The sequence below is a fragment of the Rhodoferax sp. LS1P39 genome, assembly GCF_056521425.1.
Genome location: NZ_JBWMAV010000016.1, coordinates 25,219 through 46,060, shown reverse-complemented (window position 1 = coordinate 46,060; position 20,842 = coordinate 25,219). Strand labels below are relative to the sequence as shown.

The following is a 20,842-nucleotide window of genomic DNA, read 5'->3' as shown; positions in this document are numbered from 1 at the left end:
ATTCAGGCTGTCAATGCTGTGAACTGTCGGGTATCGACCTGCGCATTTGGCAAGTCAAACCAGGGATCGGGCTCGCCGTCCAGCACAAACTGCAGGCGCTCCCACAGGGCTTTGCGGCCTGCGTGGTCTTCCAGAATGCGCTGCTTGATGTGTTCCATGCCGACCCGGGCCACGTAGTGCACGGTGCGCTCCAGGTACCAGCCCTCCTGGCGGTACAGCTCGCAGAACGCTCCGGTGTACTCCAGCACCTCGGCCGAGGTTTTCACCTTCACCAGAAAGTGCGCCACCTCGGTTTTGATGCCGCCGTTGCCCGCGATGTACATCTCCCAGCCGCTGTCCACGCCGATCACGCCCACGTCCTTGATGCCCGACTCGGCGCAGTTGCGCGGGCAGCCCGACACGGCAAACTTCACCTTGTGCGGGGCGTACATGCGCCACATCGCGCGCTCCATGTCCTTGCCCATTTGCGTGCTGTCTTGCGTGCCCATGCGGCACCACTCGCTGCCCACGCAGGTTTTCACCGTGCGCAGTGCCTTGGCGTAGGCGTGGCCGCTGGGCATGCCGATGTCTTTCCAGACGTTGACCAAATCCTCTTTCTTGACGCCCAGCAGGTCGATGCGCTGGCCGCCGGTGACCTTGACGGTGGGAATTTTGTACTTGTCCACCACGTCGGCAATGCGGCGCAGCTCGCTGGCGCTGGTTTCACCGCCCCACATGCGCGGCACCACCGAGTAGGTGCCATCCTTTTGGATGTTGGCGTGGCTGCGCTCGTTGATGAAGCGGCTTTGCGGGTCGTCCTTGGCCTCCTTGGGCCAGCTGGAAATCAGGTAGTAATTGACAGCCGGGCGGCAGGTGGAACAGCCGTTGGGGGTCTTCCAGCCCATGCTGGTGAACACCGTGGCTATAGTCAAAAACTTGTTTTTCACAATCGCGTCGCGCACCGCCTGGTGGCCCTGGTCGGTGCAGGCGCAGATGGCCTTGGTCTTGGGCGTGGCCGAGTAGTCGCCACCGGCAGTGAACATCAAAATCTGCTCCACCAGGCCGGTGCACGAGCCGCAGGAGGCGCTGGCCTTGGTGTGCTTTTTGACTTCTTCCAGGGTGAACAGGCCTTTTTCCTTGATGGCCTTGCAGATGGTGCCCTTGTTCACGCCATTGCAGCCGCAGACTTCGGCGCTGTCGGGCATGGTGGCGGCTTTGCTGTGGCCTTCGTGGCCGGTGTCGCCGATGTTGGATTCGCCAAACATCAGCCGGTCGCGCACCTCGCCGATGCTGCGGCCATCGCGCAGCAGCTTGAAGTAGTAGCTGCCGTCCACCGTGTCGCCGTACAGGCAGGCACCGATGAGTTTGTCGTCCTTGAGCACCAGCTTTTTGTAGACCCCGCCAAACGGGTCGCTCATGACGATTTCTTCCGTGCCTTCGCCGCCGGTGAAGTTGCCTGCGCTGAACAAATCGATGCCGGTGACCTTCAGCTTGGTGGAGGTCAGCGACCCCATGTAGCGGCCAATGCCGAACTCGGCCAGATGGTTGGCCGCCACCTTGGCCTGCTCGAACAACGGGGCCACCAGGCCGTAGGCAATGCCCCGGTGGGCCGCGCATTCGCCCACCGAGTAGATGCGGCCATCGGTCACGGTCTGCATGGTGTCGTTGACCACGATGCCGCGGTCGATGTGCAGGCGCATGCTGGCGGCCAGCTCGGTGTTGGGGCGGATGCCCACGGCCATCACCACCAGGTCGGTGGCCAGCTCGGTGCCGTCTTTGAAATGGATGGCCGTCACACGCCCATCCTCACCACCCACCAGCTCCTGGGTTTGAGCGCCCAGGCGGAACTGCAGGCCCCGGCCCTCCAGCGACTTTTGCAGCAGTTGGCTCGCCACCTTGTCGAGCTGGCGCTCCATCAGCCATTCGTTCACGTGCACCACGGTCACGGTCATGCCGCGCAGCATCAGGCCGTTGGCAGCCTCCAGGCCCAGCAGGCCACCGCCGATGACTACCGCGTTCTTGTACTTGGTGGCGGTATCGATCATCTCGTTGGTATCGGCAATGTCGCGGTAGGCGATCACGCCCTTCAGGTCCTTGCCGGGGATGGGCAGGATGAAGGGGTTGGAGCCGGTGCACATCAGCAGACGGTCGTATTCGGCCTCGACCACGCTGCCATCGGGGGCCACGGCGCGCACCACGCGGTTCACGCGGTCTACCTCGGTGACTTTTTTACCGGCGTGCAGGGTGATGTGGTTGTCGCTGTACCACTCCCACGAATTCAGCACGATCTCGTCCAGCGTCTGCTCACCGGCCAGCACGGGGGACAGCAGGATGCGGTTGTAGTTGGGGTGCGGCTCGGCACCGAAAACCGTGATGTCGTACAGGTCCGGCGCCACCTTGAGCAGCTCTTCAATCGTGCGCACACCGGCCATGCCGTTACCGACCATCACCAATTTGGATTTTTTCATCGTGGTACTCCAGAAATGCTTTGACGTTGCAGTGCTAAACGAGGGGCCCCAGCGCAAGCTATGTGCCAGACCTGGAAAAAGCGCCAGAACTGGCCACGCTGCGGTGGCATAAAAAAATAAGAGAGAAAAATACGAAATTGCCTAGGCCGGTGCGGCCCCGACAGAACGTGCGCAAGAGCACATTCTTAAAAATACATGCGTGCACACGGCGTTGTGTACAGTCTCCGCAGCGCTCTGGCCACGGCTGGGCGCTTCGTTACGCCCGCTGTGAACTATGCAAAACTTGTGCCATATGATGGGCCGCCTTTTGGCATGGCCTCTGGTGGGTCTGCTGTGCTGCTGTAAGGGCTCCTAATTCCTCTCTAAGTGGTTGATTTGCATGACATCTGTGTTGTTTTTTGGGGCGAAGCTGGGGGCCGGGGCGGTGCAGGCCGCCCACCTGCAAGCCGCCGGCCTGGACCTGCTGGACGAGGTCACCGACCGCCATAAGTTGGTGCACGGCGTGGCGCGCCATGCACCAGATGTGCTGGTGTGCGAGCTGGCCCGCCCGGATGCGGCCTTCTTCAAACTCCTGCAGACCCTGGCCGACACCGCCCCCTGCGCCGTGCTGCTGTTCACTGGGGATGCCGATGCCGAGCACATCCAGAGCGGCGTAGCCAGCGGCGTGCACGCCTACATCGTCGATGGCTACGCCCCGCAGCGCCTGCGTGCGCTGGTGCACCTGGCCCAGGCCCGCTTCCAACACGAGCGCGGCCTGCGCCAGGCGCTGCAGGATGCCACCACCCGCTTTGAAGAGCGCAAGGTGGTAGACCGCGCCAAAGGCATCCTGATGCGCGCCCGGCATCTGTCGGACGACGATGCCTTTCGCATCCTGCGCAGCGCCTCCATGCACACCAACCAGCGCCTGGGCCAGGTGTCGCAAAGCATCGTCCATTCGGCCCTGTACGCCGACGGCGTGAACCGCGCCGGGCAGTTGCGCATGCTGTCGCAGCGCCTGGTCAAGCTGTATCTGTTGCAGTTGGCCGGTAGCCCACAGCGCACACTGCTGCAAGAGTCCATCCAGCGCGTGGATGCCAATTTGGCGCTGCTGGGCAAAAGCCTGTCGCAAGCCACCTTTGGCGACCTGGTGGAGCGGGCAGGGCAGACCTGGGCGCGCCTGAAACAGGCCCTGCAAGCTCCGGCGCAGGCCACGCCAGCCATCGACGCGCTGGCCGAGCAGCTCTTGCAGGAAGCCGAGCGCCTGACCGCCGCGCTGGAGAGCTCCGGCGGCGCGCCCCCGCTGCACATCCTCAACACCGCAGGCCGCCAGCGCATGCTGTGCCAGCGCTTTGCCAAGTGCGCGCTGCTGGGGCCTACCGGCGCGGTGGCCATGGCCGAGGCCCAGGCGGCTTTTGACCAGGCGCAAACCTACCTGCAGCAAGTCCCGTTGGGCACGCCCGAGATCCGCCGCCTGTTGGAGGCCGCCGCTTTAGGTTGGCAGCAGTTGCAGGCAGGCAGCAGAGCACTGCAGCATCCGGAGGGCTTGGCGCAGGCCAGCGAAGAGCTGCTGGACGTGTACGAGCAGCTCTCCAACCAGTATGAAACCAGCATGCAAATGCTGATGGGCTAAGCCCCTTACCGTATGGCCTTCCAACTCGACATCGGTTTCACCTCGCTGGCGGGCACCAAGCCCGTCAACGAAGACTTCTGCGCCGCCATGCTGCCCGAGCCGGGCCAGGTGGACATGGGCTGCATCGTGGCCCTGGCCGATGGGGTCAGCACCGGCGGCATGGGCAAAGAGGCCGCGCAAACCACGGTGACCAGCCTGGTGCGCGACTACTACTCCACGCCCGAAACCTGGGACACCACGGTCGCGCTAGACCGCATCATCGGCGCGCAAAACGCCTGGCTGGCGGGCATCAACCGCCGCCGCAAACCGGCCCTGGGCCTGACCACCCTGACGGCGGTGGTGCTGCGCGGCCAGTCGTACACGGTGGGCCATGTGGGCGACTCGCGCGCCTACCTGCTGCGCGGCGGCCTGTGCACCCAGCTCACGCACGACCACGTGCCCGACCACCCCGACCTGCGCCACCAGCTGCTGCGCTCGGTGGGTGTGGACGACCGGCTGGTGGTGGACTATTTCCAGGGCGACCTGCAGGTGGGCGATGTGTTTGTGCTGCTGACCGACGGCGTGCACGGCGTGCTCGACGACGCGCAAATGGCCTCGCTGGCCCATGGGGATGATGCCAAAACTGCCGCCGAGAGCCTGGTCCACACCGCCCTTAAGTCCGGTAGCCAGGACAACGTCACCGCCATCGTGGTGCGTGTGCTGGGCCTGCTGGATGCCACGCTGGAAGACGAAAACCGCGCCGCCCGGGCGCTGCCCATCCCCGGCCCGTTCCGCGTCGGCGACCAGATCGACGGCCTGACCGTCACCGCCCCCGTGGCCGACAACGGCATCAACGTCGTCGTGCAAGTACGCCATCCCACTACCCAGGCCCTGTACGCCCTCAAAACCCTGCACCCCAGCCGTGCCCACGACCCGCAAGAGCGCGCCATGCTGGCCCACGAAGCCTGGCTGGCCAAGCGCATGGGCTCCAGCCGCGCGGCAGAGTACCTGGTGGCCCTGCACGACACCCATCCCGTCAACAGCGCCACCGGCCAACCCTCCAGTGCCTTCTACCTGCTGTACGACTGGCACAGTGGCGAAACCCTGCAGCAGATGCTGGACCGGCAGAACAAGTTCACCGTACACCAGGCCGTCAGCGCCGCCCGCCAGGTGGCCCAGGCCCTGGGGAGGCTGCACCAGCAAAACGTCATCCACCGCGACATCAAACCCGCCAACCTGCACCAGGGCGAAGACGGCGTGCTGCGCCTGCTCGACCTGGGCGTGGCCCTCACCGGCCGCGAGCCCGAGGCCATGCGCAAGCTGCACGCGGGCACGCCCAGCTACGTGAACCCCGAGCAGTGGGGTTTCAGTGCTTTCGGTGGCGACGCAGCCGAGGAGCTGCCCACCACCCAGAGCGACCTGTTCGCCCTGGGCGTGACGCTGTACCAGCTGCTCACCCACAAGCTGCCCTACGGCGAAGTGCTGCCCTACCAGGTGGGTCGCTACTACCGCGACCCCATCGCGCCCAGCCGCCACAACCCCGAAATCCCCATCTGGCTGGACCACGTGGTGCAAAAAGCCGTGGCCCGCGACAAGCGCCAGCGCTTCGAGACCGGCGAAGAATTCCTGCTGGCCCTGGAGCGCGGCGCGTCCCGCCCCCTGACCGCCCCGGCCCCGTCGCCCCTGCTGCACCGCGACCCTACTTCCATCTGGAAGCTGGCCTTGGTGGTGTCGGTGCTGTTCAACGTGCTGCTGGTGTTCTGGTTGCTGTTCTTGCCGAAATGAAGATTTAGGGGTTTTTTAGGCCGTCTACGCCAGTCGCATGGACTTTTGTAGCTATGGTTTTGAGAGCTTTGGATGCGGCCATGCAGGCCTACTGACACACCGTTGTCAGCAGCAGGTAGGCACCATGCAGGTCTTCTTTAACTGCAACGAAAGGCCTTCCACCATGTCCAACCCCAACGCCAACCCTAACGCGATTAGCTGGTTCGAAATCCCCGTCACCGACATCGACCGTGCCCAGCCGTTTTACGAGACCGTTCTGGCCCAAACCCTGCACCGCGAAGCCTTTCCCATGGGCGGCCAAAACTACACCCTGGCCATCTTCACCGCGCCCGACGAGGGCGTGAAAGGCTGCCTGCAAAGCGGGGCCGACACGTCCCAGCCCAGCACCGAGGGCACCCTGGTCTACCTGGACTGCTCGCCCAGCATCGACGCCGCCCTGTCCCGCGCCCAGACCCTGGATGCCAAGCTGCTCAAACCCAAAACCGCGCTGCCGCCGGGCATGGGCTTCATCGCCCATATCCAGGACCCGGACGGCAACCGCGTGGGCCTGCACGCGATGGCTGAGTAAGGATTAAAGTGCCATCAATCGGTATATTTGATATCATTTACGCCGATTGCACAGGAGCGCCGCATGTCCGCTGTCACCGTCCGAAACCTCCCCGAAGCCACCCACCGCGCCCTCAAGCTGCGCGCCCTGCAGCACGGGCGCAGCACCGAGGCGGAGATACGCGCCATCCTGGAAGCGGCGGTGCGGCCCCGGCTGGGCATGGGCACGGCGCTGTCGGCCATCGGGCGCAGCCTGGGCGGCGTAGAGCTGGACATTCGGCGCGACTCCACCCCCGTAGCCCCGGCGGAGTTCGAATGATCATTCTCGACACCAACGTGCTGTCCGAGCCCCTGAAGCCAGTGCCCGACCCCCAGGTGCTGGACTGGCTCGATGCCCAGGCATCCGACACCCTGTACCTCACCACCGTCAACCTGGCCGAGCTGCTGGCCGGTGTGGCGCTGCTGCCCGCCGGGCGGCGGCGCACCGCCTTGCAGCAGGCCCTGGACGCGCAAATCCTGCCGCTGTTTGAAGGCCGCGTGCTCCCCTTTGACCGCCCCGCCGCCGAAGCCTTCGCCCGCATCCACGCCAGCGCCCAGGCTGCGGGCCAGCCCCTGGCCTTTGCCGACACCGCCATCGCCGCCATCGCCTCGGCCCACGGCTTTGCCGTGGCCACCCGCAATGTGCGCGACTTTGAGGGGACTGGGGTGGAGGTACTGAACCCATGGCTGGCCCAGCCTTGACCAAGCCCCCCATGCAAGCCTTCACCGACCCCTGTGTAGAGGCCGTCTTCCAGGCCTGGCCGCCACCCGTGCGGCGCAAGCTGCTGGCGCTGCGGCAGATGGTGTTTGACGTGGCGGCCCGCACGCCGGGGGTGGGGCCGCTGGAGGAAACGCTGAAGTGGGGCCAGCCCGCCTACCTCACGCCGCACACCCGCAGCGGCAGCACCGTGCGGCTGGGCTGGGATGCGCGCCGCCCGGAGGAGTACGCGGTGTATTTCCACTGCCAGACCCGGCTGGTGGAGCAGTTCAAAACCCTGTTTCCGCACGACTTTGGCTTTGAAGGCAACCGCGCCATCGTCTTGCAGACCGGCGACCCAGTGCCGACCGCTACCTTGCAGTTCTGCATTGGCATGGCGCTCACCTACCATCTTGCAAAAAAGGCCCCCGTATGACCCCCCACCTTGTCCACCGCGACCAGCCCCTGCACCTGGCGGGCATCACCACCCGCACTACCAACGCGGCCGAGTTCTCGCCCGCCACGGCGCAAATCGCGCCGCTGTGGCAGCGGTTCTTCTCGGAGCGGGTGGCGCAGTCGGTGCCCGGCTACACGCCCCAATCGGCCTTGTACGGCGTGTACAGCGGCTATGAGTCCGATGCCATGGGCGCGTTCGATGTGAGCGCTGCCGTGCAGGCCACCCAGGTGCCCGAGGGGTTGCAGGCCATTACCGTGCCCGCGGGGCCCTACCTGGTGTTCGAGGCCCAGGGGCCCATGCCGGCCACGGTGATTGCGCTGTGGGCGGCCGTGTGGCAGCACTTCCAGGGCCAGCCCGCCCACCCGCGCCGCTATGGCAGCGACTTTGAGGAGTACAGCGGGGAAGGGCGGATTGCCATCTACATCGGCGTGCAGGATGCAGGTTGATGCACTATGGTTTTAATAGCTTGTCACGCTTACGGAGTAAGCGCTAGAAGCTTAAAAGGCTTGTAAATATGCGCCGTGCCGACCGCCTTTTTCACCTGGTGCAGCTGGTGCGCGGGCGGCGCTTGTCGACGGCGGCGTTTCTGGCCGAGCGGCTGGAAATCTCCGAGCGCACCGTGTACCGCGACGTGGCCGACTTGCAGCGCCAGGGCGTGCCCATCGAGGGCGAGCCGGGCGTGGGCTACCGGTTTGGCGCGGGTTTCGAGCTGCCGCCGCTGATGTTTAGCCAGGAGGAGGCCAAGGCGCTGGTGGCGGCGGTGCGGCTGTCGCAGCCCTGGCTGGATGCGGCGCTGGCCCTGGCGGCGGAGGACGCTCTGGGCAAGATGCTGTCCATCCTGCCGCCCGCCGCCCGTGTGGCCGCCGAGAGCCTGGCCCTGTACGCGCCGCCCAGCAGCTACAACGGCCTCACCGCCCCGGTGCGGGCCCATTTGCTAACCCTGCGCGAGGCCATCGGCCTGCGCCGCAAGATCCACATGGACTACTTCGATGCCAAGGAGGCCAGCAGCCAGCGCACGGTGCAGCCGCTGGGCTGCTTTTATTGGGGCCGCACCTGGACCTTGGTGGCCTGGTGCGAGGTGCGGCAGGACTTTCGCAGTTTCCGCGTGGACCGCATGCAGAGCGTGGCGGTGCTGGACACGCCATTCCGCCCCGAGGCCGGGCGCACTCTGGCCGACTTTTTGCGCACGGTGGCGTGCTGATCGCTTGACGGGCTTTCGGATGCGCCGGTAGGGCTTCTGGCGCGGCGTGTGGACGGTGTGCGGTTACAGTTCGGCTACGTCGATACAAATCGTAACTTTCTGAGGTTTGAAGCCCCGGCCACCGGAGAGGTTTTGCATGGATTGGAATGTTGAGTAGCCATCTTGCCGCGCCCCGGGTGTTTCCGTGGCGCTCGCTGAAAACCCGCATCACGCTGAGCACGCTGGCGATCTTTCTGGCGGGCATCTGGTCGCTGTCTTTCTACGCCAGCGATGTGCTGCGTGACGACATGACGGCCATGCTGGGCGAGCAGCAGGTGGCCGCCGTCAGCGCCGCCGCCGTGGCGGTAGACAGCGAGCTGGAGCAGCGCCTGCGCCCCCTGGCCACCCTGGCCTCCATGCTCACCCACACGCCGCCTGCGCAGTGGGGCGTACTGCAAAGCTACCTGGATACGCGCCCGGTGCTGGTCAGCCTGTTCAACGGCGGCTTTATTCTGTACGGGCGCGATGGCCGGCCCCTGCATGCCGATGGGCTGCCCGTGGGCTGGGTGCCCGGCACGCCGGTGGGCGAGGATGCGGTTCGGGCGGCTTTCCAGCGCGGCGAGTCCAGCGTGGGCCACCCCAGTTTCTACCCGCCGCTGCAGGCCCCGGTGGTGCCGGTGGCGGTGCCCATCGTGGATGGGGAGGGCGCGGTGGCGGGCGTGCTGGTGGGCCTGACCAGCCTGCACCGGCGCAACTTTCTGGATCGCATCACCGACAACCGCTACGCCAAGACCGGTGCCATTTTCTTTCTGGCGCCCGCGTCACGGCAGATCGTTACCGCCAGCGACAAGGCCCGCATTCTGGAGACCCTGCCCGCACCGGGTGCCGACCCGGTCACCGACTACATCCTGCAAGGCCACGAGGGCTTCAGCCTGATGCGCAACCGCGAGGGCGTGCAGGTGCTGGTGTCGAGCAAGCAGCTCACCGAATCGGGCTGGACGGTGGCCGCCGTGCTGCCCACCGACGTGGCCTTTGCCCCCATCCGTACCATGCAGCAGCGCATGCTGCTGGCCACGCTGGGGCTGACCCTGCTGGCCGGGGTGCTCACCTGGTGGATGCTGCGCCGCCAACTGGCCCCGATGCTGGAAGCCGTGCATACCCTGGCCCGGCTGGCCGACCCGGAGCAGCGCGAGCTACCCCCGCAGCCGCTGGCCATCCAGCAGAACGACGAGGTGGGCGAGCTGATCGGCGGGCTCAACCACCTGCTGGACACGCTGGGGGAGCGCGAACACGCCCTGCGCGACAGCGAGGAGCGCTTTCGCACCCTGGTGGAATGGTCCCCCGAGGCGGTGGTGGTGCATGTGGAGGACTGCATCGTTTACGCCAACCCGGCCGCAGTGTTGCTGTTTGGTGCCGCCTCGCCCCAGGATCTGGTGGGGCGGTACATGGCCGATCTGCTGCACCCCGAATCGTTGGCGCTGGCGCACCAGCGGGCGCGCTACGTGGCCCAAAGTGGGCAGCGCGTGGGCGTGGTGGCCTTGCGCTTTTTCAAGCTGGACGGCACGCTGATCGACGTGGAAGTGCAGGGCACGCCGATCCAGTACGACGGTGCCAAGGCGGTGCACACCGTGCTCAGCGACATCACCGGGCGCAAGCAGGCCGAGGTCGAGCTGCGCATTGCCGCCACCGCCTTCGAGTCGCAGCAGGGCATGCTGGTCACCGACGGCAACTGGCGCATCTTGCGGGTCAACCAGGCGTTTACCGACATCACCGGCTATGCCGCGCACGAGGCCGTGGGGCAGACCCCCTCAGAGCTGCTGCGCTCGGGCCGCCACGATGCGGCGTTTTTCGAAGTGATGCTGGCCAGCCTGGAACGCAGCGGTTCGTGGCAGGGTGAAATCTGGGACCGGCGCAAAAATGGCGAGCTGTTTCCCGGCTGGTTTGCCCTCACCGCCATCAAGGACGAGCACGGCCAGGTGACGCATTACGTGGACACCTTCACCGACATCACCGACCGCAAGGCCGCCGAAGACCAGATCCAGAACCTGGCCTTCTTCGACCCCCTGACCGGCCTGCCCAACCGCCGCCTGCTGATGGACCGCCTGGCCCTGAGCATGGCCAACCACGCCCGCGACAAACGCCATGGCGCACTGCTGTTTGTTGACCTGGACAACTTCAAAACCCTGAACGACAGCTACGGCCACCACATGGGCGACCTGCTGCTGCAAGAGGTGGCCCGGCGCCTGTCCACCTGCATCCGCAAGGGCGACACCGTGGCCCGCCTGGGTGGCGACGAATTTGTGGTGATGCTTGAAGACCTGGGCCAGCACACCCTGGATGCCGTCACCCACGCCGAGGCCGTGGGCGAAAAAATCCTGGCCGTGCTGAACCAGAACTTCGCCATCGCCGGGGCCGTGCACCACAGCACGCCCAGCATCGGCATCACCCTGTTTGGCGAGCTCGACGAAGGCATCGAGGAACCCCTGAAGCGCGCCGACCTGGCCATGTACCAGGCCAAAAGCGCGGGCCGCAACACCCTGCGCTTCTTCGACCCCCACATGCAGGCCGTGGTAACCGCCCGCGCCGCGCTGGAGATGGGCCTGCGCGAAGCCCTGGTGGGCCACCAGCTGCAGCTCTACTACCAGCCGCAAATTGTGGGCGAGGCCGAGCTGACCGGCGTGGAGGCCCTGGTGCGCTGGCAGCACCCCGAGCGCGGCATGGTGTCTCCGGCCGAATTCATCCCGCTGGCCGAAGATACCGGCCTGATCCTGCCGCTGGGCCTGTGGGTACTGGAAACCGCCTGCACCCAATTGGCGCAGTGGGCCACGCGGCCGGCGTTTGCCCACCTCACGGTGGCCGTTAACGTGAGCCCGCGCCAGTTCCAGCAGAGCGACTTTGTCGACCAGGTGCTGGCCGTGCTGGCGCGCACCGGTGCCCGAGCGCAGCGCCTGAAACTGGAGTTGACCGAGAGCATGCTGGTGGCCCATATCGAAGGGGTGATCACCAAGATGGACGCGCTCAAGGCGGTAGGCGTGGGCTTTTCGCTGGACGACTTCGGCACCGGCTACTCGTCGCTGTCGCACCTCAAGCTGCTGCCGCTGGACCAGCTCAAGATCGACCAGGGCTTTGTGCGCGACATCCTCACCGACCCCAACGATGCCGCCATCGCCAAAATGGTCATCGCCCTGGGCGACAGCCTGGGCCTGGCCGTGATGGCCGAAGGCGTGGAAACCGAAGCCCAGCGCCTGTTCCTGGCCCACCAGGGCTGCCACGCCTACCAGGGCTATCTGTTCAGCAAGCCGCTGCCGGTGGACGAGTTTGAGGCCTTTGTGGGGACGATGGGGCGGATGCGGGGGTGAGTGCTGGGGTTTCGAGGGTTTCGCATATTTCGAGTAAACGGTTTAAAATAGTGGCATGACCACCGCTACCTTGCCACTCCCCATCGCCGTCAATCCCGATCCGCTGGTGCAGATCGTGCGCAAACACGTGAACGCCTCGGCGGCACAGCTGGAAAGTATCCGGGCCGATTTCATGGCCATGCTGTCGGTCCAGATGGTGCCGGTCGTGCAGGTCGTGCCTGCAGCCAAACGCCCACTACAACCGAGCCAAGCTTCAGCCGATGCGGTACTCACCACCGAGCAGGGCGCACAACTGGTGGGCGTGTCGCGCCCGTATTTCGTAAAGCTCATTGATGCTGGCCAGATTCCCCTGCACCAAAAGGTCGGCAACCAGCGCCGCGTGCTGCGCAGTGCCGTGCTGGACTGGCAAACCGGGCAGCAGGCTAGCCGACAAGCAGCGATGACGGCATTCGCCCACGGGCTTGGGGACGAGATCGGTCTGTGAACCCCGTCGTGGCCGATGCCGACGTGCTGTTTGGGGCGACGACGCGGGCGCTGTTGATTTTTCTGGACTACCACGGCGCGCTCAAACTGCATTGGAGCCCGTTGATCCTGGACGAGCTGGCCCGCGCACTGGTGCAGACCGGGCGCAAAGCGACCCTGGCCGACGCCCACGCCAATAGGGCCCGGATGGAGGCTGCACTGCCGCAAGCCATGGTGTCCACGCGGGCGGTGCAGGCACATTTCAAACCGGTGGCGGCGGCTGTGCGGTCGGCCAAGGACATCCACGTGGCCGCCTGCGCCCACTACCTGCTGCATGCCAAAGCCTATCCGGGGACAGTGACAGTAGCCTTGATCAGCCATAACGTGGGCGACTACCGGGTGAAAGACCTGGCAGCGCTGGGCATTGGGGTGAAGCGGGCCGATCCGTATCTGCTGGCACTGCTACAGCAATCGCCCATGCCGTTTGCAGCGGCTTTTCGGGCGTTTCGCCTGTCGTTGCGAACAGCGCCCGCCGTCGAGCCGTTGTTGGATAAATTGGCTGGCGATGGGCAAACGCTGACTGCCGCTGCGTTGCGCGTGCAGCACGCAAACGGAACGCTGGATCTGTAGCTGGTGCCGCTATGGGATGCGGTGCGCATGTTGCAGCACGCCACCGATGGAGTGGGCACTAGGCGCATAGCCCTGCATGGCCCATCCGCACAGGCACAGAAAGATGCCGGTCAGCACAAACGGCAGCGCGGTGCGGCGCAAAGCCGAGGTAAGCCAGTGCTGCCTTTGCAGGCCGCGCAGATGGCGGTACAGCGAAGCCGACAGCACGCCGTCGAGCAACAGTTCGGCGAACAGCACGGGCGCCGCGTACACCATATACAGCATCGACAAAGCCAGGCCTGCGCCCAGTAGCAACACCACCAAGGGAATGGCCCACTCTTCCGCTTCGGCGACCGTACCCAGGGCATCGCCAAAACCTTTTTCTACCGTGGGCGCTGCCTCCAGGCTGGGCGGGAGGATGCTGTCCGTGGTGTCAAAAGAAGCCGTGGCACCGCCACCCCCAAAGTCGCCACCCGAGCCGCTGCGCATGGCAGGCAGGTTGCCGCTGGGGCCAATGGGCACATCGGGTAACAAATCGGTCGCGTCCAGATAGTCGTCTGCCCGGCTGCGCAGCCATAGCCACAGCAGCCCCAAAAACACCAGGTAGGCCAGCGCCAAAGCCAGCGGGTAGCGCAGCGCCATGGATGTCAGCCCCTGGCCCAGCATCACAAAAGAGGCCAGCAAGCCCGACAGCCCCGTCAGCGCCACCAGCAGCGCCATCTGCAGGCGCGGATACCCGTGCTGCTGCAACTGCTGTTGTGTGCGCATCAGCGCCCAGGGGCGGACCAGGTGCGGGCGCAAGGGGGGCTTGGTGGACATGGGCGGTAATGGTGAGGCAATGCGGATGATTCTGCCCCATCCCCAGACCTAAGCGGGGGCTCGTCGATGGCGATGCATTGCGATGCAATAGCTACAAATTTAAGAGCTGCTACCGCCCATGGAATAAGCGGTAGCAGCCTAAAGAATTTAAATCCTCTGGGTGGGCTTACCTACAGCATCGCTTTGGCAAAGGCGCGGAAGTCGTCCAGGTGGGTGTGGGCGATGGCGAACACGATGGCCCAGTTGATGGCATCGTAGTTGTGCACGGCCAGGTTGCGAAATCCCACTGCGCCACGCATGCGGGCGCACAGCGTGGCATCTATCAGGCCCTGCTGTTGCAGCGCCACAAACGCGTCTCCCATGGTGTGGGGAATGGCGGCACCCGAGTCGCTGAGGTGGTGCATGGCAATGTCTACGCAGAGTTGTACTGCGCGGCTGAGGTTGAGCACGATGACATCTTGCGTATCCATGTCATCCACCAGTGCTTGCAGCGTGCTCGGGCATTTGCTTTGCACCCGGGCAACGCAGCGGCGCAAGGATTCAAGTTTGCTTTCCAACACTAGCCTATCCACGCCAGCCTCCGCTCGGCCAGAGTGCGCTGCACGTAGGGTAAAAAGTCGTTGGCATCCAGCAGCGTGCGGGTGGCCCAGGTGGCCTGTGCGGCAGCGGTGCCCAGCAGGCGCTGCCCGTGTTGCAGGATTTGGCCTGCCAACGGTTGGCCTGCGGTGGCCAGATCGACCAGGTCCACGGCCCGGCCCGTGGTGCGCGCGATGGTTTCCACCAAGCGCATTTTTCTCTCGGGGTCCAGCGGGGTGTCTGCCAGAACGGCGACATCGATGTCGCTGTCTGCCCGTGCGGTATGGCGGGCGACCGAGCCAAACACCATCACCAACTGCAGGCCGCCATGGGCGTGCAGCGCGTCGCGGAGGGCAGAGAGTTCGGTGGTCGGCATCGCTCGATTATCGGCCCAGTTGGCTTGAAAACTGGTCTATTCCCGCCGCTCCATATCCACCAGCACCAGCGCGGGCTGGTGGTTCCAGCGCAGGGTGATGGCGTAGGGGTGGGGGCGCACGGTGGGGGGCAGGGGGGCGCTGCCTTGGCGGGTGGTGGGCACGGAGATGTGCAGGCCCGTGCCCAGCGCTTTGCGGGCGTTGCCGGCCAGGGTGTTGGCGATTTCGCCTACGGCATCGAGCAGGTTGGCATCGCTGAAGTCGGTGGCGTGCTGCAGCACCAGCAGATCGCGCAGCAAGGGGCCGGGCATGGAGACCAGCACCTGGCCGTGGAAGCTGCCCGAGAACTGCACTATGCCGGTGAACTGGTGGCCGGGCACGGGGGCGGTGCCCAAAAAGGCCGAGGTGATTTGCGGCGTCTGGGCGGTGGTGGTGTCGAAGTAGCGGCGCACCGAGTCCACGAAAAGCCGGAGTTCGGTCTCGGACAGGGTTTGCATCATGGCCCCTCGGTCACGTCGAGCAGGGCCAGGCGCAAGTCGTCGTCGGTAAAGGGCTTGGCCACAAAGCCGCGTGCGCCGAGCCTCAGGGCGGCGATGGCGGTGGCCTTGTCGTTGAGCGCGCTGACCACCAGGATGCGGGTGTGGGGCAGCAGGCGCAGCATTTCGCGGATGCATTCCACGCCGTCCATCTCGGGCATGGTCAGGTCCATGGTCACCACATCGGGCTGGGTGGCTTTGGCGATGCGCAGGGCTTCTACGCCGTTGCGTGCCAGGCCGACGAGCGCGATCTTGCCCAGGCCACCGTCTTGCACGATCTTGCTGATGCGCGTGCGGATCATGTTGGAGTCGTCTACGACCAAAAGGCGCATATTTGGCTCACCCCCAGGCTGCAGTGCTGCGCATCTTTCGCCAACCCCCCTCGGATCGGTTTGCCAAAACCGATGCGACATGCAGGGGGCAATACCAGTGGCCCGGCAAAGTCGGTTCCACAGTATTCCTGGAAGGTGTGCGTTCTGTCGGTTGCGTGGTAGGTGTCATTTCAAACTTCAAATCGAACCGTTATTTCCGTGAATTGCCCCGGCGTGGAGGCCAGCGTCAAGCGCCCGCCCAGGCGCTGCACGTTGGCGTGCACCATGTCCAGCCCCACCCCACGACCGGCATGCACATCGGCGGCATCGGCGGTAGAGAAGCCGGGCTTGAAGATCTGGCCAACGATCTGGCGGTCGCTGAAGCTCTCCAGCTGGCGGGCGGTGTACCAGCCCAGGTCAAGCAACTTTTGCCGCAGGCTGCTGGCGTTCAGGCCCCGGCCATCGTCCCGTACACGCAAGATCCATTCCGTGCCATTTCTGCCTAACTGCACTTCCAGCCGGCCTGTGGCGGCCTTGCCGCAGGCCTGGCGGGTGGCGGGTGCTTCGATGCCGTGCGCCACGGCGTTGCGGACCAGCTGGGTGCAGATTTCGCGCACCAGATCGGCCGCATCCGAGGCGAGTTCGGCCTGGTGCTCCATTTGCACGGCGGAGGCTACGCGTTTGCCCAGGGCGCTGGCGGTGTCTGTGGCGAGCCGGGTCAGTGCCGCGTTCAAGCCATTGCTCGCCATGCGGCTGTCGCGCTGGATGCCCGCCAGGCTTTTCAATGCGGCCATGCGGCCCAGCAGCGCCTCCAGCGGCAAGGGCAGGGCCAGCAGGGGGTCGCCACTGTCGTCGCTGCGGGCCAGCAGCAGGGCCGACTCAAACGCATGGGCCTGGTGCACCAGCGAGTCCAGCCCCAGCGCGCCCGCGTCGCCCTTTAGCGCGTGGATGCGGCGGGCGGCCTGGTCCAGCGCATGGCGCAGCGCAGGCCGGCCCTGGGCGCTGCCGCGCAGCAGGTCGTTGATCTCCAGCAGGCTGGCCTCGGAGCGGGCCACAAACTGGCGCAGCAGGGCCGGGTCGGTCTCGCAGGCTGCCAGCAGCAGGGCCAGCTCTTTTTGCGAGCGCTGGCGTTCGGCCTGCAACTGGGTGTGCAGCAGGGTGCGGTCGGAAATGTCTTGCACCGTGACCAGCACGTGGGCGATGGCGGTGCCCGCACCCGTACCCGTGTGGACCCGGTTGAAGCGGAAGGCCAGGGTGCGCGGCACCGTCTGCCCCAGCCGGTTTTTCACCAGCGCCTGCACCTCCAGCAGCGGGTTGATGTCTTGCACCAGCGCCTCTTTGACGTGTGGGGCGAACAGCAGGGCCACGTAGTCCTGGGCATCCACCAACACCTTGCCGTCCACCATGCTGGCCAGCAGGTCGAAGAAGCTGTCGCCGGGCCGCAGCGGGCGGCCAAACAGGGCCTGGGCCGATTGCGATACCTGCGAGCCGAGCCGGAAGTCGGGGGTGATCAAAAACAGGCCTTCGCGCACGCTGGCCAGGATCTCCTGGTTCTCGCGGGTCACCGCTTCGATGCCCGCGTCCAGGCGGCGCAGGCGGCGCAAAAACTTGAACAGGATGAAGGCAAAGTTCAGCAGTGCCAGCACGATGCCTGCCGTCTGCACCTGGCGCAGGGTGGTGGCGCGCTGGGAGGCGGTGGCCTCCAATGCGGTGGTCAGGCGGTTCATCAGGCCCAGCAGTTCCTGGTTGTGGGCCTGGGCGTAAGCGCTGGCGGCGTGCAGCTCGGCATCGCTGGCCTGGCCATTCAGCACCGGGGACAGGGCGCGCTGGAACGGGCTCCACAGGGCCTGGGCCTGCTGTAACGCCTGCAGGGCGGCGGGGTCTACGGCGGGCTTGAGATACACCGGCTTGCCGCTGCCGCTGGGAACGATGGCACCATGCACAAAGCCTTGCAGCGTGGCATCGAACAGGCTGACGGCATCGCGCAGCTCGGCCAGGGCTTCAGGTGCGGCCTGGCCCTTGGTACGGGCGGCTTCCACCACCAGCAAGGCCTTGGCCGAGCGCTGCGACAGCATGCGCTGGCGGCCTGCCAGGTTGATGCTGTGCGCGTCTTCGCTGATCTGGTAAGAGGTGGCAAAGTTCAGCACCAGCACGCCCAGGTCGAACAGCAGAAACAGCGCTACCGCCAAAACAATGTCGCGGTACTTTCCTAAGGAGAAAAGGCTTTCCGTGCTTATACCATCGGCGTGAGTAGCTACTTTTTTTGTAGTAAATGAAGTAGGGGGCATGCACAGAACAGGCAATAACAGGGCCAGCCTGCGGGCCATGGGCTGCACCAGAATGGGGTGGTCAGCGCACACCGTTTAACATGCCCGGCTGCCCATTTTTCTGAATCCCTTCCATGCCCGCATCCATCACCGTTCAAATGCCCGCCAGCGCGCCGCGCCAGTTGTTTCTGTTGTTCCATGGCGTGGGCGGCACGCCGCAGAACCTGGTGCTGCTGGGCCAGCGGCTGGCGCTGGAGTTCCCGCAGGCGGCGGTGGTCTGCGTGGCCGGGCCGGATGCCTCCGACCTGGGTGCGGGGTTCCAATGGTTTTCGGTGCAAGGCATCAGCGATGACAACCGCCCGCAGCGCATAGCCGACACCCTGCCGCGCTTCGTGGCCACGGTGCGCGGCTGGCAGCAGCGCACCGGTTTGACGCATGCCGAGACAGCCCTGGTGGGCTTTTCGCAGGGCGCGATCATGGCACTCGAATCCACCCAGCTAGCAGAACCCCTGGCGGGCCGCGTGGTGGCGCTGTCGGGGCGGTTTGCCCAGTTGCCAGAGCAGGCACCGGCCACCACCACACTGCACTTCATCCATGGCAAGAGCGACGAGGTGGTGGCCTATGGCCACACGGTCGCCGCAGCCGAGCGGCTGGTGCGCCTGGGTGGTGACATCACCGCCGATGTGATCCCCTTCCTGGGGCATGCCGTGAATGAGGAGGTGGTGGAGCTGCTGATTGAGCGGCTGAAGGGCCACATCCCCAAGCGCATCTGGGAGCAGGCTGCGCAGAGCAGCCCACCCCAACCCTGAGGCCACATACAGGCCGTGGATGCGGCTATACACCCCGCCTGTTACAGACTGAACGCGCGCCTTCCAGAAACACCGCAGAACTGGCTTTGCCAGGCTGCTGGTGTTGCCCCCAGCAAGGGGGTTGGCGAAAGATGCGCAGCACTGTAGCCTGGGGGTGAGCCAAAAAATTACGCAGTAATTTTTTCTACGTGGGCCTGCCGGGTGTACAAGAAGTCGATCACCGCCTTGCGGTAGCCCTGGTAGTCGGCGTTGTCGGCCAGTTCCACGCGGTTGCGCGGGCGCGGCAGGTTCACGCTGAGTACTTCGCCGATGGTGGCGGCAGGGCCATTGGTCAGCATCACGATCTTGTCGCTCAGCAGCACGGCTTCGTCCACGTCGTGGGTCACCATGACCACGGTGCTGTGGGTTTTTTGCACGATGGCCAGCAGCTCGTCTTGCAGCTTGGCGCGGGTCAGTGCGTCCAGCGCGCCAAAGGGCTCGTCCATCAGCAAGACCTTGGGCTCCATGCTCAGGGCGCGGGCAATGCCCACGCGCTGCTTCATGCCGCCCGAGATTTCGCCGGGGCGCTTTTGCGCGGCGGCGGTCAGGCCCACCAGGGCCAGCACTGCATCGGTGCGGGCCTTGAGCTGGGCCTTGTTTTCTGACGGCGCACCGGTGGACTTGTTGGCCGCGCCGAAGACGCGCTCTACCGCCAAATACACGTTCTCATAGCAGGTCAGCCAGGGCAGCAGCGAGTGGTTCTGGAACACCACCGCCCGCTCGGGGCCGGGGCCCTTGATCTCGCGGTTGGCGCACAGCAGCGTGCCGTTGGTGGGGTCGGTCAGGCCGGCAATCAGGTTCAGCAGGGTGGACTTGCCGCAGCCCGAGTGGCCGATCAGCGCCACAAATTCGCCCTTGGCAATGGTCAGGTTGATGTCGCGCAGGGCCGGGAAGATGCCCTTGGCGGTCTTGAAGGTCTGCTCGACACCCTGGATTTCGATGTACTTGGTGCTCAGGCTGGCGGGGGTGGGGTTCATGATTTCACCTCTTCAAAAGTAAATGCGGTGGCCAGTTTGATCAGGGCGTATTCCAGCATCAGGCCGACGATGCCGATCACGAAGATGGCGATGATGATGTTCTTGACGTTCAGGTTGTTCCACTCGTCCCACACCCAGAAGCCAATGCCCACGCCGCCGGTCAGCATCTCTGCCGCCACGATCACCAGCCAGGCGGTGCCCACGGCCAGGCGCACGCCGGTCAGCATGTAGGGCAACACGGCGGGGAACAGGATCTTGGTGACGATCTTCCATTCGCTCAGGTTCAGCACGCGGGCCACGTTCATGTAGTCCTGCGGTACGCGCTGCACGCCCACTGCGGTGTTGATGACCATGGGCCAGATCGAGCAGATGAAGATGGTCCAGATGGCGGCGGGGTTGGCACCCTTGAACACCATCAAACCAATCGGCAGCCAGGCCAGCGGCGACACCGGGCGCAGCAGGCTGATCAGCGGGTTGAACATGCGGCCCATGAACTCAAACCGGCCAATCGCAAAACCGGCTGGTATGCCCACCAGCGCCGCCAGGCCAAAGCCCAGTGCCACCCGTTCCAGCGAAGCCAGCACGTTCCAGCCCACGCCCTGGTCGTTCGGGCCCTTGCGGTAGAACGGGTCGCTGAACAGCACCACGGCCTGCTGGAAGGTCTCGTACGGCGAGGGGATGTTGCTGGCGGTGGTGATGGACACAATCGCCCAGATGCCGATCAGCAGGCCCAGACCCAGGACGGGCGGCACCACCTGGCGCCAGAAACCGCGCCAGTCAAAAGGCATTTTGGGAGTCGCCATTTTTACGTCTTTCAGGTCGCTAGCGCTGGTGTCTTGGGCGGTAGCAGCTAGCATTTTGGGAGCGGGTGGACTGTCGGAGGCATCAAACGATGCATCGCGGGGGGAATGGAATACGGCACTGACCATGGTTTTCTCCTGGGGATGTGACAGATGAGAGCGGTG

21 protein-coding genes are annotated in these 20,842 nt (G+C 65.2%); 12 read left to right on the top strand and 9 right to left on the bottom strand.

Going from position 1 to position 20,842, the window contains the following annotated elements; translation table 11 throughout:
* Positions 1 to 2: 2 nt before the first annotated feature.
* Positions 3 to 2,447 carry a nitrite reductase large subunit NirB gene (gene nirB, locus AC097O_RS20650; RefSeq protein WP_479594731.1) on the bottom strand — a complete coding sequence of 815 codons (2,445 nt, stop codon included), beginning with the start codon at positions 2,445 to 2,447 and terminating at the stop codon, positions 3 to 5.
* Between the two features lie 379 nt (positions 2,448 to 2,826).
* Between nirB and AC097O_RS20645 the strand changes: the two genes are divergently transcribed.
* The 11 genes from AC097O_RS20645 to AC097O_RS20595 all read left to right on the top strand — a co-directional run bounded on the left by AC097O_RS20645 (position 2,827) and on the right by AC097O_RS20595 (position 13,190).
* Positions 2,827 to 4,056, top strand: coding sequence for an ANTAR domain-containing protein (locus AC097O_RS20645; protein WP_479594730.1), 1,230 nt, complete (start codon positions 2,827 to 2,829; stop codon positions 4,054 to 4,056).
* Positions 4,057 to 4,068: 12 nt separating this feature from the next.
* Positions 4,069 to 5,820 (top strand): bifunctional protein-serine/threonine kinase/phosphatase, encoded by a 1,752-nt coding sequence (locus AC097O_RS20640; RefSeq protein ID WP_479594728.1) that lies wholly within the window; start codon positions 4,069 to 4,071, stop codon positions 5,818 to 5,820.
* 163 nt (positions 5,821 to 5,983) lie between these two features.
* A complete protein-coding gene (locus AC097O_RS20635) occupies positions 5,984 to 6,388 on the top strand; it encodes a VOC family protein (RefSeq protein WP_479594726.1) in 405 nt (134 codons plus the stop codon).
* A gap of 63 nt (positions 6,389 to 6,451) precedes the next feature.
* Positions 6,452 to 6,685: a FitA-like ribbon-helix-helix domain-containing protein gene (locus AC097O_RS20630; protein ID WP_479594725.1), complete on the top strand. Its 234-nt coding sequence runs from the start codon at positions 6,452 to 6,454 to the stop codon at positions 6,683 to 6,685.
* Positions 6,682 to 7,107: a PIN domain-containing protein gene (locus AC097O_RS20625; protein WP_479594724.1), complete on the top strand. Its 426-nt coding sequence runs from the start codon at positions 6,682 to 6,684 to the stop codon at positions 7,105 to 7,107. The genes AC097O_RS20630 and AC097O_RS20625 overlap by 4 nt, the downstream gene beginning before the upstream one ends.
* Positions 7,089 to 7,538 (top strand): DUF1801 domain-containing protein, encoded by a 450-nt coding sequence (locus tag AC097O_RS20620; protein WP_479594723.1) that lies wholly within the window; start codon positions 7,089 to 7,091, stop codon positions 7,536 to 7,538. Before AC097O_RS20625 ends, AC097O_RS20620 begins: the two co-directional genes overlap by 19 nt.
* Positions 7,535 to 8,005, top strand: coding sequence for a GyrI-like domain-containing protein (locus AC097O_RS20615; protein WP_479594721.1), 471 nt, complete (start codon positions 7,535 to 7,537; stop codon positions 8,003 to 8,005). Before AC097O_RS20620 ends, AC097O_RS20615 begins: the two co-directional genes overlap by 4 nt.
* Before the next feature lie 68 nt (positions 8,006 to 8,073).
* Entirely contained in the window at positions 8,074 to 8,760 is a 687-nt protein-coding gene (locus AC097O_RS20610) for a helix-turn-helix transcriptional regulator (protein ID WP_479594720.1), read from the top strand.
* Positions 8,761 to 8,909: 149 nt separating this feature from the next.
* Complete coding sequence (locus AC097O_RS20605; RefSeq protein WP_479594719.1) at positions 8,910 to 12,098, top strand: bifunctional diguanylate cyclase/phosphodiesterase; 3,189 nt, start codon at positions 8,910 to 8,912, stop codon at positions 12,096 to 12,098.
* 55 nt (positions 12,099 to 12,153) lie between these two features.
* A complete protein-coding gene (locus tag AC097O_RS20600; protein WP_479594718.1) occupies positions 12,154 to 12,582 on the top strand; it encodes a helix-turn-helix domain-containing protein in 429 nt (142 codons plus the stop codon).
* Positions 12,579 to 13,190: a PIN domain-containing protein gene (locus tag AC097O_RS20595; RefSeq protein ID WP_479594717.1), complete on the top strand. Its 612-nt coding sequence runs from the start codon at positions 12,579 to 12,581 to the stop codon at positions 13,188 to 13,190. The genes AC097O_RS20600 and AC097O_RS20595 overlap by 4 nt, the downstream gene beginning before the upstream one ends.
* 9 nt (positions 13,191 to 13,199) lie before the next feature.
* Here AC097O_RS20595 and AC097O_RS20590 read toward each other — a convergent pair whose 3' ends face one another.
* The 6 genes from AC097O_RS20590 to AC097O_RS20565 form a co-directional block, all read right to left on the bottom strand.
* On the bottom strand, positions 13,200 to 13,988 hold the full coding sequence (locus AC097O_RS20590) for a hypothetical protein (protein WP_479594716.1): 789 nt from the start codon (positions 13,986 to 13,988) through the stop codon (positions 13,200 to 13,202).
* Between the two features lie 170 nt (positions 13,989 to 14,158).
* Positions 14,159 to 14,548: a type VII toxin-antitoxin system HepT family RNase toxin gene (gene hepT, locus AC097O_RS20585; protein WP_479594715.1), complete on the bottom strand. Its 390-nt coding sequence runs from the start codon at positions 14,546 to 14,548 to the stop codon at positions 14,159 to 14,161.
* Positions 14,548 to 14,940, bottom strand: a complete 393-nt coding sequence (gene mntA / locus AC097O_RS20580) for a type VII toxin-antitoxin system MntA family adenylyltransferase antitoxin (RefSeq protein ID WP_479594714.1) — start codon at positions 14,938 to 14,940, stop codon at positions 14,548 to 14,550. The genes hepT and mntA overlap by 1 nt, the downstream gene beginning before the upstream one ends.
* 36 nt (positions 14,941 to 14,976) lie before the next feature.
* A complete protein-coding gene (locus AC097O_RS20575) occupies positions 14,977 to 15,435 on the bottom strand; it encodes a chemotaxis protein CheX (RefSeq protein ID WP_479594713.1) in 459 nt (152 codons plus the stop codon).
* Positions 15,435 to 15,806 carry a response regulator transcription factor gene (locus tag AC097O_RS20570; protein WP_479594712.1) on the bottom strand — a complete coding sequence of 124 codons (372 nt, stop codon included), beginning with the start codon at positions 15,804 to 15,806 and terminating at the stop codon, positions 15,435 to 15,437. The genes AC097O_RS20575 and AC097O_RS20570 overlap by 1 nt, the downstream gene beginning before the upstream one ends.
* Before the next feature lie 170 nt (positions 15,807 to 15,976).
* Positions 15,977 to 17,974, bottom strand: coding sequence for an ATP-binding protein (locus AC097O_RS20565; protein WP_479594709.1), 1,998 nt, complete (start codon positions 17,972 to 17,974; stop codon positions 15,977 to 15,979).
* Between the two features lie 212 nt (positions 17,975 to 18,186).
* Between AC097O_RS20565 and ypfH the strand changes: the two genes are divergently transcribed.
* A complete protein-coding gene (gene ypfH, locus AC097O_RS20560; RefSeq protein ID WP_479594707.1) occupies positions 18,187 to 18,861 on the top strand; it encodes an esterase in 675 nt (224 codons plus the stop codon).
* A 167-nt stretch (positions 18,862 to 19,028) separates the two neighbouring features.
* On the opposite strand, the gene AC097O_RS20555 is transcribed toward ypfH, so the two are convergent.
* A complete protein-coding gene (locus tag AC097O_RS20555; RefSeq protein WP_315187846.1) occupies positions 19,029 to 19,877 on the bottom strand; it encodes a nitrate ABC transporter ATP-binding protein in 849 nt (282 codons plus the stop codon).
* Entirely contained in the window at positions 19,874 to 20,806 is a 933-nt protein-coding gene (ntrB, locus tag AC097O_RS20550; RefSeq protein WP_479594706.1) for a nitrate ABC transporter permease, read from the bottom strand. Before ntrB ends, AC097O_RS20555 begins: the two co-directional genes overlap by 4 nt.
* Positions 20,807 to 20,842 lie beyond the last annotated feature (36 nt).

Bases quoted from the DNA above. Each gene is read 5' to 3' on its own strand.
- nirB (WP_479594731.1), bottom strand. From the start codon at position 2,447: ATGAAAAAATCCAAATTGGTGATGGTCGGTAACGGCATGGCCGGTGTG.
- AC097O_RS20645 (WP_479594730.1), top strand. From the start codon at position 2,827: ATGACATCTGTGTTGTTTTTTGGGGCGAAGCTGGGGGCCGGGGCGGTG.
- AC097O_RS20640 (WP_479594728.1), top strand. From the start codon at position 4,069: ATGGCCTTCCAACTCGACATCGGTTTCACCTCGCTGGCGGGCACCAAG.
- AC097O_RS20635 (WP_479594726.1), top strand. From the start codon at position 5,984: ATGTCCAACCCCAACGCCAACCCTAACGCGATTAGCTGGTTCGAAATC.
- AC097O_RS20630 (WP_479594725.1), top strand. From the start codon at position 6,452: ATGTCCGCTGTCACCGTCCGAAACCTCCCCGAAGCCACCCACCGCGCC.
- AC097O_RS20625 (WP_479594724.1), top strand. From the start codon at position 6,682: ATGATCATTCTCGACACCAACGTGCTGTCCGAGCCCCTGAAGCCAGTG.
- AC097O_RS20620 (WP_479594723.1), top strand. From the start codon at position 7,089: ATGGCTGGCCCAGCCTTGACCAAGCCCCCCATGCAAGCCTTCACCGAC.
- AC097O_RS20615 (WP_479594721.1), top strand. From the start codon at position 7,535: ATGACCCCCCACCTTGTCCACCGCGACCAGCCCCTGCACCTGGCGGGC.
- AC097O_RS20610 (WP_479594720.1), top strand. From the start codon at position 8,074: ATGCGCCGTGCCGACCGCCTTTTTCACCTGGTGCAGCTGGTGCGCGGG.
- AC097O_RS20600 (WP_479594718.1), top strand. From the start codon at position 12,154: ATGACCACCGCTACCTTGCCACTCCCCATCGCCGTCAATCCCGATCCG.
- AC097O_RS20590 (WP_479594716.1), bottom strand. From the start codon at position 13,988: ATGTCCACCAAGCCCCCCTTGCGCCCGCACCTGGTCCGCCCCTGGGCG.
- mntA (WP_479594714.1), bottom strand. From the start codon at position 14,940: ATGCCGACCACCGAACTCTCTGCCCTCCGCGACGCGCTGCACGCCCAT.
- AC097O_RS20575 (WP_479594713.1), bottom strand. From the start codon at position 15,435: ATGCAAACCCTGTCCGAGACCGAACTCCGGCTTTTCGTGGACTCGGTG.
- AC097O_RS20570 (WP_479594712.1), bottom strand. From the start codon at position 15,806: ATGCGCCTTTTGGTCGTAGACGACTCCAACATGATCCGCACGCGCATC.
- ypfH (WP_479594707.1), top strand. From the start codon at position 18,187: ATGCCCGCATCCATCACCGTTCAAATGCCCGCCAGCGCGCCGCGCCAG.
- AC097O_RS20555 (WP_315187846.1), bottom strand. From the start codon at position 19,877: ATGAACCCCACCCCCGCCAGCCTGAGCACCAAGTACATCGAAATCCAG.
- ntrB (WP_479594706.1), bottom strand. From the start codon at position 20,806: ATGGTCAGTGCCGTATTCCATTCCCCCCGCGATGCATCGTTTGATGCC.